Annotated in this window: 15 protein-coding genes; 12 read left to right on the top strand and 3 right to left on the bottom strand. The window is 68.0% G+C overall.

Annotated features, from left to right (window positions below):
* The 9 genes from INE98_RS08835 to virB11 form a co-directional block, all read left to right on the top strand.
* On the top strand, positions 1–472 hold a 472-nt coding region (locus tag INE98_RS08835; protein WP_293538304.1), incomplete at its 5' end, for a hypothetical protein.
* A 280-nt stretch (positions 473–752) separates the two neighbouring features.
* Complete coding sequence (locus INE98_RS08830) at positions 753–1,340, top strand: lytic transglycosylase domain-containing protein (RefSeq protein WP_293538302.1); 588 nt, start codon at positions 753–755, stop codon at positions 1,338–1,340.
* A gap of 4 nt (positions 1,341–1,344) precedes the next feature.
* Positions 1,345–1,650, top strand: coding sequence for a TrbC/VirB2 family protein (locus INE98_RS08825; protein ID WP_293538300.1), 306 nt, complete (start codon positions 1,345–1,347; stop codon positions 1,648–1,650).
* Between the two features lies 1 nt (position 1,651).
* Positions 1,652–1,936, top strand: coding sequence for a type IV secretion system protein VirB3 (locus tag INE98_RS08820; RefSeq protein WP_293538299.1), 285 nt, complete (start codon positions 1,652–1,654; stop codon positions 1,934–1,936).
* On the top strand, positions 1,933–4,317 hold the full coding sequence (locus INE98_RS08815; RefSeq protein WP_293538297.1) for a VirB4 family type IV secretion/conjugal transfer ATPase: 2,385 nt from the start codon (positions 1,933–1,935) through the stop codon (positions 4,315–4,317). The genes INE98_RS08820 and INE98_RS08815 overlap by 4 nt, the downstream gene beginning before the upstream one ends.
* Positions 4,278–5,468 carry a type IV secretion system protein gene (locus INE98_RS08810; protein WP_293538296.1) on the top strand — a complete coding sequence of 397 codons (1,191 nt, stop codon included), beginning with the start codon at positions 4,278–4,280 and terminating at the stop codon, positions 5,466–5,468. Before INE98_RS08815 ends, INE98_RS08810 begins: the two co-directional genes overlap by 40 nt.
* The gene (locus tag INE98_RS08805) at positions 5,468–6,220 is read left to right on the top strand and encodes a TrbG/VirB9 family P-type conjugative transfer protein (protein ID WP_293538294.1); all 753 of its coding nucleotides are present in this window, start codon (positions 5,468–5,470) and stop codon (positions 6,218–6,220) included. The genes INE98_RS08810 and INE98_RS08805 overlap by 1 nt, the downstream gene beginning before the upstream one ends.
* A gap of 2 nt (positions 6,221–6,222) precedes the next feature.
* Positions 6,223–7,287 carry a TrbI/VirB10 family protein gene (locus INE98_RS08800; protein ID WP_293538292.1) on the top strand — a complete coding sequence of 355 codons (1,065 nt, stop codon included), beginning with the start codon at positions 6,223–6,225 and terminating at the stop codon, positions 7,285–7,287.
* Positions 7,287–8,267 carry a P-type DNA transfer ATPase VirB11 gene (virB11, locus tag INE98_RS08795; protein WP_293538290.1) on the top strand — a complete coding sequence of 327 codons (981 nt, stop codon included), beginning with the start codon at positions 7,287–7,289 and terminating at the stop codon, positions 8,265–8,267. The genes INE98_RS08800 and virB11 overlap by 1 nt, the downstream gene beginning before the upstream one ends.
* Before the next feature lie 75 nt (positions 8,268–8,342).
* Here the strand turns inward: virB11 and INE98_RS08790 are convergent, their stop codons facing one another.
* The 3 genes from INE98_RS08790 to INE98_RS08780 all read right to left on the bottom strand — a co-directional run bounded on the left by INE98_RS08790 (position 8,343) and on the right by INE98_RS08780 (position 13,549).
* Positions 8,343–10,964: a TonB-dependent receptor gene (locus tag INE98_RS08790; protein WP_293538288.1), complete on the bottom strand. Its 2,622-nt coding sequence runs from the start codon at positions 10,962–10,964 to the stop codon at positions 8,343–8,345.
* A 70-nt stretch (positions 10,965–11,034) separates the two neighbouring features.
* Positions 11,035–12,546 (bottom strand): hypothetical protein, encoded by a 1,512-nt coding sequence (locus tag INE98_RS08785; protein WP_293538286.1) that lies wholly within the window; start codon positions 12,544–12,546, stop codon positions 11,035–11,037.
* Between the two features lie 166 nt (positions 12,547–12,712).
* On the bottom strand, positions 12,713–13,549 hold the full coding sequence (locus INE98_RS08780; RefSeq protein ID WP_293538284.1) for an SDR family oxidoreductase: 837 nt from the start codon (positions 13,547–13,549) through the stop codon (positions 12,713–12,715).
* Positions 13,550–13,683: 134 nt separating this feature from the next.
* On the opposite strand from INE98_RS08780, the gene INE98_RS08775 reads away from it, so the two are divergent.
* The 3 genes from INE98_RS08775 to INE98_RS08765 form a co-directional block, all read left to right on the top strand.
* Positions 13,684–14,082 (top strand): GFA family protein, encoded by a 399-nt coding sequence (locus INE98_RS08775; RefSeq protein WP_293538282.1) that lies wholly within the window; start codon positions 13,684–13,686, stop codon positions 14,080–14,082.
* A gap of 14 nt (positions 14,083–14,096) precedes the next feature.
* Positions 14,097–15,245 carry an acyl-CoA dehydrogenase family protein gene (locus INE98_RS08770; protein ID WP_293538280.1) on the top strand — a complete coding sequence of 383 codons (1,149 nt, stop codon included), beginning with the start codon at positions 14,097–14,099 and terminating at the stop codon, positions 15,243–15,245.
* 4 nt (positions 15,246–15,249) lie between these two features.
* Positions 15,250–15,669, top strand: a 420-nt coding sequence (locus INE98_RS08765; protein WP_293538278.1) for a hypothetical protein, incomplete at its 3' end; no start/stop codon positions are given.

The raw sequence follows: 15,669 nt of genomic DNA, 5'->3' as shown, positions 1-15,669 counted from the left end.
CGCGGCTCCAGAGCGGGCGATGAGCGTCAATCCTGCCTCACCCGCCCCCACCCTGGGCGGCAACCACCTGCAGGCTCCGGCCGGCATGTTGGACCAAAGGCCCCTGCTGGACCGCGCCGACGTTGTGGAACTCAAGGGCGCTTCTCTGCCTGCGGGCAGGTTACTGCGGGGCTCAGCTGAAGTGGAGCTGACCGTGCTGCAGGCGGGTGCGGGCGACATTGTGGTCAAGCTGGTCGATCGACGGCCCGATGGTGAAGTCCGGCTGTTGCGCGAGTCGGTGGTCGCACTGAGGGGTGCAGGAACGCAGCGCGTGACCTTCGGGCCATTGGCCTATGCCTTCGACGCCGGAAGTTCGCCGGGGCTCGTGGTGGCCGGGGCGTCGCTCCCCGCCTACCGGTCATTCGCGCCTCCGCTGTCGGGCAGTGTGCTCCTGGGCAGCGCAAGGCTGCAGTTGCCGCTGGCCGCTCCGTAAGCAGTCGCACTTGAACGCGGTGAGCCCTTTGTGGCGGTTCAGCGGGCGATGGATGGTCCCTTCGGGGTCCAATCAAGCTCCCGCAGAGCCATCACTTCGGCTCACCGCCCCGGACCCGGCGGCTCCGCGCCTCCCGAACCTCTCATCCGGTGCGGCGTCGTCGGCCTGGACTGTCATCCAACCGTCATCGATCCTTTGTAATCGTCCCATCGACCTTTCCGGGATATCCTGCCTCGGGGGCGCGATCTCCCGCCCAGGGTCCAAGCAGACAGGATCGCCCGTGAAGACCATCGTCATTGGCGTCAGCGCGCTGTTGATCGCGCTGTTCGCCGCCTCGGATGATGCAAGAGGCCAGGTCCTCGAGATCGGGGACGATGGCGTCGTCACCACCTATTCCGGTCCCATGATCTTTACCTCAGCAGGCTCGCAGACCCTACGCGCCGCCGTCCCTGCACCGCCCATGCATGACGCTGTCGGGACGGCCCGTCTCGTCGCCGACGCCGCCGTGCGCCACGGGGTCGATCCGCGTCTGGCGACAGCCGTCGCCTGGCAGGAATCCCGTTTCCGCCAGTCGGCCGTTTCGCCAAAGGGCGCCCGAGGGGTCATGCAGTTGATGCCGACCACGGCGCGGGAGCTTGGCGTGAACCCGGACGATCTTCATGGAAACATCGAGGGCGGGGTGAGCTACCTCGCTCGACAGATTCGGCGGTTTGGGGACGTCCGGCTTGCGCTGGCGGCCTATAACGCCGGACCTGAGGCCGTTGTGCGTTATGGAGGAGTGCCTCCGTTCGGGGAGACCCGCGCCTATGTCCAGGCCATCGTCACGCGTCTCGGCGCGCCCGTCGTCCAGACCTATGGAGCCCAGTAGGATCATGCCCCGCAAGTCAGTGTTCCTCGCTGCCGCAACAGCCCTCATCGGGTCCCCGGCCCTTGCCCAGGCCCAGGCGGACCCCGCTGGATCCTCGCCATTGATTGCGGCCCTGAGCTGGGTTCAGGGGACGCTGCTCGGAACGGTCGCCACCAGCGCGGCGGTGATCGCCATCGCTATTGTGGGCTTCCTCATGCTGTCCGGCCGGATGGAGTGGCGACGGGGCGTGATCGTGATCCTGGGCGCCTTCATCATCTTCGGCGCGGTCTCCATCGTGGCCGGAATCCGAAGCCTCGCCGGAGCCATATAGAGTGACCCGGCTGACCTCGGAGCCAGTCTTCGCCGCCCTGACGCGGCCGCAGATGATCGGCGGCGTGACCTATACCTATGCGATCCTGAACCTGATCGTGACCGGGGAGCTGTTCCTGATCACCAAGTCCTTCTGGGTCCTTGGCGTCGCCCTGGTGATCCATGCCATCGGCTATGCCGGTTCGATCCGCGAGCCCCGATTCTTCGACATCTGGGTCACGCGCCTGCGATCCTGCCCCCGGGTGCGGAACTTCGGTTTCTGGGGCGGGAACTCGTACGCCCCGTGAAGACGTTCATCACCACCCAGGCCGCCCGTCTCCTCGCGCCCCGGGAGGCCCGCATCGGCGAACGTCTGCCCTATGCGCAGCACGTGGACGCCCAGACGATCGCCACGCGCGACGGTCTTCTCATCCAGGTGCTCCGTATCGAGGGCTTTCCCTTCGAGACCGCGTCGGACGAGGAGCTCAGCTATCGCAAGTCCGTCCGGGAGACGGTGATGCGATCGATCGCGACCTCTCGCCTCGCCCTTTGGCACCATGTCGTGCGTCGCGAGGTCAGCCCCGAATTCCCCCCGCCGCCCGAGGACCCCTTCTGCGCCGACCTCGACGCCGGTTGGCGGCGGCAGCTGGAAGCGCGAAAGCTCTTCGTCAACGACATCTTCCTGACCCTCGTGCTCCGGCCCACCCAAGGCCGGGCGGGTATTGTCGAGAGGCTCCTCAAGGGGCCCCGGCAGGGACAGTCAGAGGCTGTCCGAGACCTTCGCGAACTTCACGCCGCCCGGGAGTCGCTTTCTGCGGCCCTTGCACCCTACGGCGCCCGCACGCTCGGTCTCCAGGACGGCCCCGGAGGCGCCCGTTACTCCGAACCCTGCGAGTTCCTGGCGCTCATCCTCAATGGCGAGGGGCGTCCCATTCTCGAGCCGTCGGGACAGATCGGCGAGGCCATCGCCCTGCGTCGCCTCACCTTCGGCCTGGACGCCATAGAGCTGGGTTCCGGCCATGGCGGGTCGCGAAGCTTTGCTGCAATCGTCGGGCTGAAGGATTACCCCGCGAGGACGGCGCCCGGCTTGCTCGACGGGGTCCTTCGTCTGCCGCATGAGCTGGTGCTGACCGAGAGCTTCGCCTTCCAGGATCGCCAGGCCTCCCTTGACCGGATGGGGGTGGCCCTCCGGCGCCTCAAGGCCGCGGATGACGACGCCTTCAGCCTCCGCAGCGAGCTGGCCCAGGCCCGCGACGACGTCGGCGCCGGCAGAGCGGCGTATGGCGAGCATCACCTCTCGATCCTGGTCCGTTCCGGTTCGCTCGAGGAGCTCGACTATGCTGTCGCCGACATCCAGTCCGCCCTCGCCGAAGCCGGCGCCCTGGCGGTCCGGGAGGACGCCAACCTTGAACCCAGCTTCTGGGCGCAGTTCCCAGGGGGGTTCCGCTTCATCGCCCGCCGGGGCCTGATCTCGGCCGGCAACTTTGCGAGCCTGGCGAGCTTTCACAACCATCCTACGGGCGAGGCCTCGGGCAATCACTGGGGACCGGCCATCTCGGTGCTCGAAACCACAGCCTCGGGGCCCTACCACTTCAACTTCCATCAAGGCGACCTGGGCAACTTCACCTGCATCGGCCCTTCCGGATCTGGCAAGACCGTCCTGCTGACCTTCCTTCTGGCTCAGGCGGAACGGATCCGGCCACGCATCGCCTACTTCGACAAGGACCGGGGCGCCGAGCCCTTCATCCGCGCCGTCGGCGGGCGCTATGATGTGCTCAGGCCGGGCGAACCGACCGGGTTCAACCCCCTTATGCTTCCCGACGAGCCGGGCAATCGCGCCTTCCTGGCGGAGTGGCTGGCCCAGCTCCTGTCCCCGGATGGGGCCGCTCTGGGCGCTGACGACCGGGCGGTGATCGCCGACGCCATTGACGCCAACTTCACCCAGCCCCCGAGCCACCGCCGGCTCCGCTTCCTGCGGGAACTGTTCCGCGGTGGACGCCGGCCTGTCCCCGGAGACCTGGCCTTTCGGCTTGGTCCCTGGTGCGAGGCCGGTGAACACGCCTGGCTGTTCGACAACGCCGAGGATGAACTCAGCCTTGAGACCCGGGTCCTTGGGTTCGACATGACCCGGCTGCTGGACTCACCCGAAGTCCGAACGCCTGCGATGATGTATCTCTTCCACCGGCTGGAGCAGCGACTGGACGGGTCGCCGGCGATCTTCGTGGTGGATGAGGGCTGGAAGGTGCTCGACGACCCGGTCTTTGTCCGACGCATCAAGGACTGGGAGAAGACCATCCGGAAGCGCAACGGTCTCGTGGGTTTCTGCACGCAGAGCGCATCCGACGCCCTCGACAGCCGGATCGCCGCGGCGATCATCGAACAGGCCGCCACCCAGATCTTCTTTCCCAACGCCCGGGCGAAGCCGGAGGAGTACATCGACGGCTTCGGACTGTCCGAGCATGAATTCTCCCTGGTCAGAACCCTGCCCGACACGTCCCGATGCTTCCTCGTCAAGCGGGGAGAGCACAGCGTCGTGGCCCGCCTGGACCTCTCCGGACTGCCCGGCCCGCTGCGAGTGCTGGCTGGGACAGAGCGGTCCGTTCGTCGGCTCGACCAGCTGCGGGCCGAGGTCGGGGATTCGCCTTCGGCATGGCTCGAGCCCTTCATGGCTGGAAGGTCCAAGGCATGATCGAGGCCTGTCCCTCCTTTATGGACGCGGGTGTCGTCGAGGGCGTCCTTGCGACCATCGACTGCCAGACCCGCGTCTACGCGCAAGGTGGTTACAGGGCGCTCACCCAGGACTCGGGCCTCTTCGGAGCCGCGCTGACCCTGCTGCTGACGATCTATGTCGCCTTGATCGGATGGCGGCTCCTCGTGGCGCCTGAGGGCGCTCGGCTCTCAGAGGCGCCCCTGGCGGCCCTTCGCATCGGGGTCATTCTCGCCCTTGTGACCAACTGGTCGCTATTCCAGACCCTGGTCTTCGACCTCGCCGATCGGGCGCCGGTCCAGATCGCTGCGGCGGCGTCCACGCCCTGGACTGCGACGGGGGGCGCCGGATCGCTGGTTTCGAGCCCCGTGGCGGGTCTAGACCGGGTCCACTCCGAGCTTCGCCTGGCCGCGGCCGACTTCGGTGTGCGGGCGCCGCCCAACGCCAAGGCCTACGCCAGCGCGGAAGCGTCCTCTGCCGAGGCCCTTTCGCTGGCTGCCGACGCCCTGATGGTCATGAGCGTTGGCGTGATCGGCGGCGCCAAGCTGGCGATCGGCGTCCTGACTGCGGTCGGCCCTGTCTTCATCGCCCTGGCCCTGTTGAACGTGACGAGAGGCGTCTTCGCAGGCTGGGTCCGCGCCCTTGCGGGGTCGGCCCTGAGCCTGATGGTTGGATGGGCCCTGCTTGTGATGCTCCTTGTCGTCCTCTCGCCATGGCTCGCGACCCTGGCCGAGCAGCGAGAGGCGCAGGCCCTGGAGCCTCGAATGGCCACGAGCCTTGCAGCCCTGATCCTGGTCTTCGCCGTCGGGCAGGGGGTCCTGATCCTCGCCGCCTGGGTGGCGGCCCTGGGTCTGAGGCTCGGTCCCCCGGCTGCGGCGGCTGCGACAGCGGCGGGTCCCACGCCCGGGCGAGAGACCTCGCCTCCTTCGCAGGTCTTCCTGTCCCGGGCGGACCGTCTGGCGCAGGCGCTCGCCCAGGACGGACAAAGGACAGCGGATCCCGGCAGGGATCTCGCCCCGGTGGGCCCTGGCCTGCGGCGAACCTCGGTCGTGACTCCCGTCCCGCGTTCTCCGGAGACCCTGGGCGGTGGCTACAGAAGATCCGTCGTCACGCGGCGACGGGGAGGCTCATGATGTCCCGTTCGATCCTCTTCGCCCTGTGCCTGCTGCTGACGGCGTCAGCGGCCCATGCGGTCACGCCTCGCCCGGGCGGAGGCGACCCGCGCGTTCACTTCGTGGACTATGACCCCCTCGCCGTCGTGGAATTGAGGGGTGCGCTCCGACACCAGCTGACCGTGGAGTTCGACCCCGCGGAGCGGATCGAGAACGTGGCGATCGGCGACAGTCTGGGATGGCAGGTCACGCCCAATCGGCGGGCAAACCTCTTGTTCCTGAAGCCCATGGCGCGCCGGCCTTCCACCAACATGACGGTGGTGACCAACCTGCGACGCTACACCTTCAACCTGACAACGATGGGGCAGCCGACCCGGAGCATGCCCTTTACGGTGAGGTTCCTTTACGCTCCGCCTGTCGTCGTCGCCGCCGCGCCTCCGCCCCCGGATCCTCCGCCCGAGGTCCGCAACTCGGCCTACGTTTTCCAGGGGTCCCGCGCCCTTCTTCCCGTTCGGGTCTTCGATGATGGGCGCGACACCTATTTCAACTTTCCGGTCGATGAGGACCTTCCCGCCATCTTCGCGGTGGAGTCCGATGGCCAGGAAGCCCTGGTCAACCTGAGGCTCCGGGATGGCCTTTTCGTCGCCGACCGGATCGCTCAAGCCTTTGTCCTGAGGCGGGGCGGGGAGACGACCCGACTGATCAACGAGGGGTTCCGGCGATCCGAGGAGAGCCGGATTCCCGAGAAGCCCCGTTCATTCTGGCGGAGATGAAGATGCTCGACAGACAGCCGAAGCCTTCGCCCGAGCCCGCCAGCGCCGTTCTGGAACGGGCCGCGGCGACCATGCCCCGCGTGCGCGCACCCGACTCTCCGGTGGTCTTCTGGGGCGGCATTGGCGGAGCGGTCCTCGCCGGGCTCCTCGTCTTCAACGGGCTGAACGCCTCACGCGGCGCCCAGGCCCAGAGCGCGCCGCCGCCCCCGCCGCCAGCAGCCGGGATTGCACCGGCGCAGGCCCAGTCTCCGCCGGCGCCACCGCCACCCCCGGCCGAAGCGGCGCCCGCCATCGCGGCCGTTCCGGGCGTGAACGAGGACGCCTTCCTCCGCGCGCCGACGCTCGTGGTGGATCTGGCGCCGACTGAGGCCCCTTCGGCGGGCGCCGCCGCACCCGCCGCCCTGGCGTCGGCCCCGGCCCCCGCCGAACCTGTCGGATCCGATGCTGAACGCTTCGCCGCCCGGACCATGGGGCCCGCTGGTAACAGCGCCCAGGCGCTCCAGATGCGGGATCTCAGCCGTATCGTCCCCCAGGGCGCCCTGATTTCCGCCGTCCTTGAGTCCGCGATCAACTCCGATCTGCCCGGCGCCGTTCGCGGCGTGGTCAGCCGGGATGTTCGCAGCTTTGATGGGAGCCGGGTTCTCATTCCCCGGGGATCCCGGCTTGTCGGGCAATACAAGTCCTCGGCAAGCCCTGGCCAGACGCGCGCCTTCGTCGTCTGGAGCCGGATCATCAGCCCGACGGGCGTCACCATCGACATTGCGTCCCCGGCGGTCGACCGCCTGGGCCAGGGCGGGGTCGAGGGTCAGGTGGACACCCATTTCTTCGAACGTTTCGGCGCCTCCATTCTGTTGACCCTCATCAACGCGGGAGTCACCGCCGCCGCCAACAGCGGCTCGAACAACAGCAACACCACCCTGGTCCTCGGCTGGCCCGGACAGGCGGGGCAGGCGGCGGCGTCGGCGATCCGGCCCGCGGATGTGGCGCCCACCCTCAGGGTGGCCCAGGGGGCGGCCATCCAGGTTTACGTCGCGCGGGACCTCGATTTCTCCGGGGTCAGCCCCTGATGAACGCCAATGTCTATCTCAGCGCCTTCCTGACGCCGCTTTCGCCCTGGCTCAGCCGCCCTGAGGTGACGGACCTGCTGGTCAACGCGCCGGGGGAGGTCTGGGTCGAGACGGCGTCCGAGGGAATGCGGCGGGAGCCCGCTCCGGGCCTTGATGAGACTACGCTGCAGCGCCTGGTTCGCCAGATCGCCGCCGTCAGCAGTCAGGGGGTCAATCGCGAACACCCCCTTCTGTCCGCCACCCTGCCTGAGGGTTCGCGCGTTCAGGTGGTCGCCCCGCCAGCGACCCGAGGGGGTACGGTCCTGGCGGTGCGCAAGCACCTGATCTCGGACCTGAGCCTCGAGGATCTCGCCGGTGGCGGTCTCTTTGATCGCCAGGCGCCGACAGACCTGGAAGAGAAGGCCGAAGCCCGTCTGTCCGCGCTTCTGGATAGCGGGGACTCCCTCGGGGCGCTCCGCGAGGCCGTTCGTCGTCGTAAGACCATCGTGATTTCAGGTGGCACCGGCAGTGGAAAGACCACGCTTCTCAACGCCCTGGTCAAGGAGATCGACCCTTCCGAGCGCCTTGTCGCAATCGAGGACGCCGCTGAAATTCGCCTCGATCATCCCAACAGCGTCGGCCTGATCGCGGTGCGAGGCGAAATGGGAGAGGCCAGGGTGGACGCCGACGCCCTCCTCACAGCGGCCCTGAGACTGCGCCCGGACCGCATTCTTCTCGGCGAGCTTCGCGGCTCTGAGGCCTTCGCCTTCCTTCGTGCTGTGAACAGCGGGCATCCGGGCTCCATCACGACCATCCATGCGGATAGCCCCGCCGGCGCCCTGGACCAGATCGGACTCCTCGCCCTGACCTCTGGCCTCGACCTCGGATGGGACCGGATCCAGGCCTATGTCACCCGGGTCATCGACCTGGTGGTCCAGATCGAGCGCGCAGGTTCTTCCCGGCGCATCGTGGATATCCAGCACCTCGCCCGAGAGCGCTGACCTCCGCCTCAACGCACCCTGCGCGCTCATCCACCGATTGAGGACCGGCGGGGCCTTCAGGGCCCCTGCACGGGATCAGAAGCGGGTGGAAAGCCCGACAGAGAACGACTGGCCGACCGTGAAGCTGTTGGTCTCGAAACGCTTGCCGCCCGCTTCCTGGTACTCTTCCGCGTCGGTCCCGGTCAGGTTGCGCGCCTCGAAGGAGCCCGTGAACTCCTGGCCATTGGCCTCGAAGGTCTTGCGGAACACGAAGTCGCGGCGGAGGCCCGGATTCTGGATGAGGTCAGGCAGGTCGATGCTGCTGGAGCGGGCCGCCACGCGTTCGCTGGTATAGGTGACCAGAAGGGTCGCTTGCGACCCGGCCTCCTCATTCTCGAAACCAAGCTGCAGGTTGGCGAGGTGGTCCGACTGACCCTGGAGTTTCTCGCCGCCGCGGAGATAGTCCTTGGCGGGTGGCGTGGTCCGTACGCCCGTCGTGTCCAGGACAATGGTGTCGCCGTCGCTGACCCTCAGCTCCGATTTCGTGTAGGTGTAGTTGAGGGCGACGAGCCAGCGGCGATCATCGATCCATGATGACCCGGTCTGGAAGTCGAAGACCCTCTTGAACTCGACTTCTGCGCCGATGATCTGGGCGGCGGGCGCATTGTAGAAGGTCTGCCGGAAGGCGCCGTCGGAACCCAGTATGGCGAGGGCCTCCACGGGCTTCTCCATGTCCTTCAGGAACGCCCCCAGCGTGAAATACTGGCCGTTCGCGAAGTAGCGCTCATACCGGGCGTCGAGATTCAGGAATGTGGTGTCCTCGAGATACGGGTTCCCCGTGAGGATCCGGTCCGTATCCGTGTCCCGGTAGCGTTGCGGCGCCAGTTCCCGGAACTGGGGCCGGCCAATGGTCTTGGAGACCCCGAACCTGAGTTGCTGATCCTCTGCGAAGTTCCATGTCAGGGTGGCTGCCGGAAGGACGTAGTCCTTGGAAACAGACCGGCTGAAGAGGGGCGGCGCGGTCGGCTTGAAGATGTCCAGGGTCCGGACGATCTGGTCGGCGGTCTCGTAGCGGAGCCCGAGGCTGCCCCGCAGGAGGGGCCGAATCTCGCTGTCGACCTGGACATAGGCCCCGGCGACTTCCAGTTCTGCATCGAAGAGGGCCGAGTCGCCCGTCAGGGCGCTGCCGGTCAGTTCGCGCAGGGCGACGATATCGTCGTTCAGGTTCCGGTCCGCCACCAGATAGTCGATCCGCTGGCCGGCATAGCGCGCCGGATCCCAGTTGCGTCCCTGGTCATAGGTAAAGTCCCGCCGCCAGGATGTCCGCGAGTTCCTCTGCCAGGCCGCGCCGACCTTGAGTTGGGCCTGCCGGACGAACTCGACGGGGAGGTCGTAGCTCAGGTCAAGGTTCGCCGAGCCGATGTTCTCGTCGAGGTCCGAGAAGGACAGGAGCTGGTTGGCGCCTGACAATAGCGCCGTCCGCTTGCCGTCGGCCCCCAGGCCGTAGCGGTAGAGCCGCTCGTAAGGCGCCTGGCGCGCCGTCCGCCCGTAGGTGCCCCGCCATTCCAGCTCCCAGTCGGCGAGCAGGTGCTTGCCGGAAAGCTGGTTGAGCTGCAGTTCCCTCTCGTACCACTCCGTCCCGTAGGCGTTCACATTAGCGTTGCCCTGGGACTGGGCGCTGTTCTGCGTGATGCGGGCGCGCTTGGAGGTGGTGCGGATCCAGAGGCCGGTATAGCGGACCTCATTGTCGCCGTCCTCCCAGGTCAGGCCCCCGAGGCCGCTCCAGCCGACATCGTTCTGGTTCGCCTCGAAGACGGCGTCCGTCGCGAGAGCAAGTCCGCCCAGGTCGGGCGCGGTCGTCTGCCGGACGCCCTTCCGCGTCAGCCAGCTGTTCCGGTAGCTCACCACCCCGATCCCGCCGACCGTACCGTTGGGGGTGTCAATGGCGTGGCCTGCGGAGACGTCGAAGTTCCCGTTCGCGGGCGTCCGGGCCCGTTGCTGAAGATTCAGCGGCGCATTGTTGAAGCTTCGCGCAGCGGCCTTGTACTGGTCATTGGACAGGCCGGGTGTTCCGGCCACGAGGGGCTTGTCGAGTGCGAAGGCTCTGATGCCCACGGGGAGCTTCCGAGCCCCGTCGTCAAAGCCCAGCCAGTCCGTATCCGAACCGAAGTAGGTCAGTCCGCGCTTTCCGGTGGTCTCGGTGTCCCCGCCTGCGCCAACCCCGATCCTGACAAAGGTCTCGTTTGGGGCGCCTACCGTCTGGAGGTCAATGACGCCCCCGCCGAACTCGCCGGGATAATTGGCCGAGAAGGTTTTCTGGATGACTGTCCCAGCCAGGATCGAGGCTGGAAACAGATCCAGGGGAATGACCCTCTGCAGAGGCTCCGGGCTTGGCAGGGGAGACCCGTTCAGGAGAGCCTGGGAGTATCTTTCGCCCAGTCCCCGGACATAGACGAACCGGCCTGAGACGAGGGAGATGCCCGTGATCCGGGTCAGGGCCTGGGCGGCGTTGTCGTCACCCGCGCGCTGGACGTCTTCAACGCTCAGGAAGTTGGCCACTTCCGCGGTGTCGCGCACGACGTCCGGGATGAAGCGGCCGCTGACAATGATCTCCTCGACTTCCGTCCCCCCGGGGGGAGGCGGGGTCTGGGCGAAGGCGGCGTGCGCCGTGGTCAAGGCGGCGCCGGCGAGCAGGACTGTGCGGAGGGTGCGGGTCATCAGGGTCGGGCCTTCAGGAAGGGACGGGAAGGGGGGCGGCGGAGGGGTCCGCCGCCCGACGCATCGCCGGTCAGCAGGACGCCGCGCCGGCGAGGCCGCACGTCCATCCGACGTACCAGTTGTCGGTCAGGCCCGAGACGGCGCCGATGTAGTTGGTCGCCAGGAAGAAGGCCGAGACGGGAGTGGGGTTGGTGGCCACGCGGCCGCTCTCGTTCGATCCGTTGATGAACCCCTGCGAGAATGTGGGGGTGTACCCTGTCGCGATGTTGTTCGGACCCGCGTTGAACAGGGTTTCCGGCCCGGTGGGCTGGTCGTTGTCCGTGGTCCGGAACGGTCCGCCGGCGCAGGAGAGCGCCACCGACGCGAAGGTCGGCCGCGGCTCGGCCATGGTCGATGATCCATCCACGTCAATGCACGGGATTGAAGGGTGTGCGGAGTAGATGACGCCGTTCAGGAAGTCGGCCCGGGTGCCCCCGTTCAGGACGAGGCCCTGATGCTGGCGGGAGTCGAAGGTTGATGAAGCTTGGCCGAGCCGGCAGACGAAGTTGGAGACCTTGGGATGAGCCCGCAGCAGCGGCGCGCCCCCGGAGGTCGAACCTGCGCCCGAGATTTCGAAGCACCGGGCTTCCTCAGTCGGGCGATCGGAGGTGTTGATAATGTACTGGGCGGAGCCGGTGTAGCCCTCGTCCGTGTCGAAACCATCGTCGTCCCACTCGGTCAGGACCAGGCGGCGGACGTTGACCGTGCCGCCAAAGAACTCGACGGCGTCGTCCGCGCCGCCGTGCACCTGCACGAAGTCCACTACAGTGCCGTTGCCCACGCCCCCGAAGGTGATCCCGTTCAGCTCCTCGTTGGGCGCGACCTCGTAACCGGCTTCCTTGACCTGGACGTAACGAAGCACCCCGCTGCTGTCATTCGCGGCGTTACCGCCCCAGTTGATCGTCTGGATGGCCTCGAACCGGAACTCGCAGGCGACCGGGTTGGCCGGGAAGCTTGTGGTGGCCGGCGGGCACCGGTTGATCGGGGCCCGGCCCGCAAACACCAGACCACCCCACTGGCCTTTGAGATCCGGGCCGCCGTTGAGATCGTTCAGGCTGGTGAAGATGATCGGTCGCGAGGCGGTGCCGTCGGCGATCATCCGGGAGCCCCTGTTGACCACCAGGTACTCTGCGATCCCCCCGAAGACGGTGACGCCGGGTTCGATGGTCAGAACCCCTGACTGGACGCCGGCGCGGGGATTCTGCGCATCAGGTCCAAGGTCCTGGCCGACCTCGACCCTGCCGTCGATCCGGTAGGCGGTGCCGGGCCGGAAGGGCAGGGTCAGGTTGCCAGTGACCAGCCTCGGAATACCGCAGGATCGGAGAGTCCCGTTGGCGATGGTTCCGAGATTGATGAATCCTGTCGGGCAATCCGCCGAGGCGGATCCGGAGCCGCCGGATCCGCCGGATCCGCCGGTGACTCCGCCGGTCGCGAACTGGCCTTCGCCGGGCGAGGAGACGCTTCCGCCGCCTCCGCAGGCGGCCAGCAGGGCGCCCGCGGCGGCGGTGATGGCAAGGAATTTCAGCTTTCCGAGGGCGGTCATGGGGCGGTCTCCACCGTATCGACATCTGGCGTGCAGGCAGGGGAGACCGCGCGCGGACTCAGCCGCGCCAGCACCCCTCCCGGCGTCTTCTAGGGAGGGGGTGTGACGGCTAGGCTGCGGTTTCGTGACAGTATGATGTCGGAGGCGGCGTGGGCCGGGGATGGCCCTACAGGATGTATTGGTCGCCGCTCGCCCGCACCGTGATGTCGGAAACGGAGACGCCCCAGGGCTGGTCGATGGCGTGGATCACCGCGTCAGCGATGAAATCCGGGGAGAGGGCCAGGTAGCGGACCGAGTCTGGGGAATCCTGTCCCTCGCAGGCCGGGGCGTTCGACCGCCCCTGGAGGGCGGCGAGATAGGCGGGGGCGTTCTGGCCAAGGATGCCGACAATGGCCTCGGGATTGATGATGCCCGCGCCGAGACCGGTTCCGGGGACGCCCGTCGGGCGGATGGTGGTCACCTTGATGGATCCTTGTGACTCCACGCGCAGGGACTCCGAGAGGAAGTTCACCGCCGCCTTCGTCGCCCCATAGACCCCGGCCCCGGCCACCGGGAAGTTGCCGTAGATGGACGAGATATTGATCACCTGCCCCTGGCCCTGGGCGATCATCTGGTCGTGTACGGCCATGATCCCGTTCAGCACGCCCTTGAGATTGACGTCGATGCATCTGTTCCAGGCCAGGGCGGCCTCTGCGTGGTCTCGCCAGTAGGCGAGGGGCATGATCCCTGCGTTGTTGACCATGACATCGATGCGACCGAACTCGGACACCCCGGCCACGACGGCCTCCTGGAGGTCGGCGAGCGAGGTCACGTCCGCCCGGCGGTGCAGGATGCGTCCTCCGGCGGCAAGTACGGCGGCGGCCGTGCCGGTCAGGCCCTCCGTCTCGACGTCAGTGGCGACGATGCAGGCCCCCAGGGCCGCCGCCTTCTCACAGATCCGACGGCCGAAGCCGCCTCCCGCCCCGGTCACCATCACCACCCGGTCCCGGATGTGCCCGCCCATGTCCGCCTCCGTCCCTGTCCGGGGCTGAAGAAACCTGCAGCCTGCCCCTTGGTCACCCACTGGCGGGGCCGGCGGGGGTCTGTCAAATACCATCCCTGACGCCTCCTGGGCGCCGCTGGAATGGAGCTCCGTCCATGCGTGGAAAGTGCCTTTGCGGAGAGGTCGCCTTCGAGTGCGACGCCGCCCCCTTCGTGACCGTCGCCTGCCACTGCACCCACTGCCAGAAGACCAGCGGATCGGCCTTCTCGGTGAACGCCATCGTTCCCGGGGCGGCCTTCCGCCTCAGCGGCGGCTACGCGGTCTATGCCGACCAGGGCGAGAGCGGCGGCTCTGTCGAGCGTTGCTTCTGCCCGAAGTGCGGCTCGCCTCTGGCCTCGCGCCTCGGCAACGGCATGGTCGCCGTCAAGGTCGGCGCCCTGGAGAGCGACGAGGACGTGACCCCGGCCCTGCAGGTCTGGACCCGCAGCGCCCGGCCCTGGTCGAAGTCCCTGCTCGCGGCGCCCGGCTTCGAGACCAATCCTCCCTCGGCCTGACCAGGAGACCAACCGTGCTCGCGCCCCTCGTTCCCGCCGCCATCGGCCCAGAGGACGAAGCTCTCCGGGCGGAAGTCCGCGCCTTTCTCTCAGAACGCCTCGCCGGCGTGCCAGGAGCGAAAAGGGCGCGGACCTGGATGGGCTACGACGCCGACTTCTCCAGGGACCTCGCCGCCCGCGGCTGGGTCGGTCTGACCCTTCCGGTGGAGTTCGGCGGCGGCGGGCGCAGTCCCTTCGCCCGGTTCGTCCTGATCGAGGAGCTGCTCGCCGCCGGGGCCCCGGTGGCGGCCCATTGGATCGCCGAGCGCCAGAGTGCGCCCCTCCTGCTGCGCTACGGTACGGAAGCCCAGCGCCGGGACATCGTGCCGCGCATCTGCCGGGGCGAGGCCTTCTTCTGCATCGGCATGAGCGAGCCCAATTCCGGATCCGACCTCGCCAGCGTCCGCACCCGCGCCGAGCGGACGGCCTCCGGCTGGCGGCTCAATGGCTCCAAGATCTGGACCACCTATGGCCACAGGGCGCACTACATGGTGGCCCTGGTGCGCACCAGCGGCGGGCCAGATGACCGGCAGGCGGGACTGTCCCAGCTGCTGATCGACCTGAAGACCCCCGGCGTCACCGCCCGTCCCATCCGTGACCTGGCCGGGGACGCGCACTTCTCGGAGGTCTTCTTCGAGGATGTCGACCTGCCCGAGGACGCCCTGATCGGCCAGGAGGGCCAGGGCTGGTCGCAGGTCAATGCGGAGTTGGCCTTCGAGCGCAGCGGGCCCGAGCGGCTCTATTCCTCAACCGTCCTCATCGACGAGTGGTTGGACTTCATCCGCAGCCGGGGCGGGCCGACAGAGTCCGAGGCCGAACTGGCGGGACGGATGATCGCCCGCCTGGCTACCCTGCGGAACATGTCCCTTGCGGTGACGGGGCAACTGGCGCGGGGCGAGAGCCCGGTGGTCGAGGCCTCCATGGTCAAGGACCTGGGCGCCAGCTTCGAGCAGTCCATCCCGGCCCTGGTGACCGACCACCTGGCCTCGGTGGACGGGCCTGTCCCATCCACCCTGCTGGCGACCCTGGACTACCTGGCGGGTATGAGCCCGACCTTCTCCCTGCGCGGCGGCACGCGCGAGATCCTGCGGGGCATCATCGCCCGCGGGCTCGGACTGAGGTGAGGCCATGAGCGACGACCTGTTCCTCGATTCCTTCCGCAAGCTGCTCGACGGCCTCGGCGCCGACCCCTGGCCCGAACTCGAGGCCTCCGGCTTCCTCGATGTCCTGCGTCCCGAGGCGGAGGGCGGGGCCGGGCTCGACCTGTCGGGCCTTTACCCGCTGGCCTTCGAGTGCGGTCGCCGGGCTGCGCCGTCGGCCCTTCTGCAGACCCTGCTGGCCCGGATCGTCGATCCGGCGGCCTGCGCCTGCGCGGATGCGGCCCCGGTCCTGGTTTCCGGTGGCGCGGCCCCGGACGCCGCCCGCGCCCTCTGCGCGGCGGCCGATGCGGCGATGATGGCCGGGGCCATCGACGCCCTCCAGTCCATGACCCTTGACCACGCCTCGACCCGGAAGCAGTTCGGGCGCGAGATAAGCAAGTTTCAGGCG

Source organism: Phenylobacterium sp. (assembly GCF_020253645.1).
Lineage (GTDB): Bacteria > Pseudomonadota > Alphaproteobacteria > Caulobacterales > Caulobacteraceae > Phenylobacterium.
The sequence above is the reverse complement of the archived record's forward strand: the minus strand, read 5'-3'. Positions and strand labels throughout refer to the sequence as shown.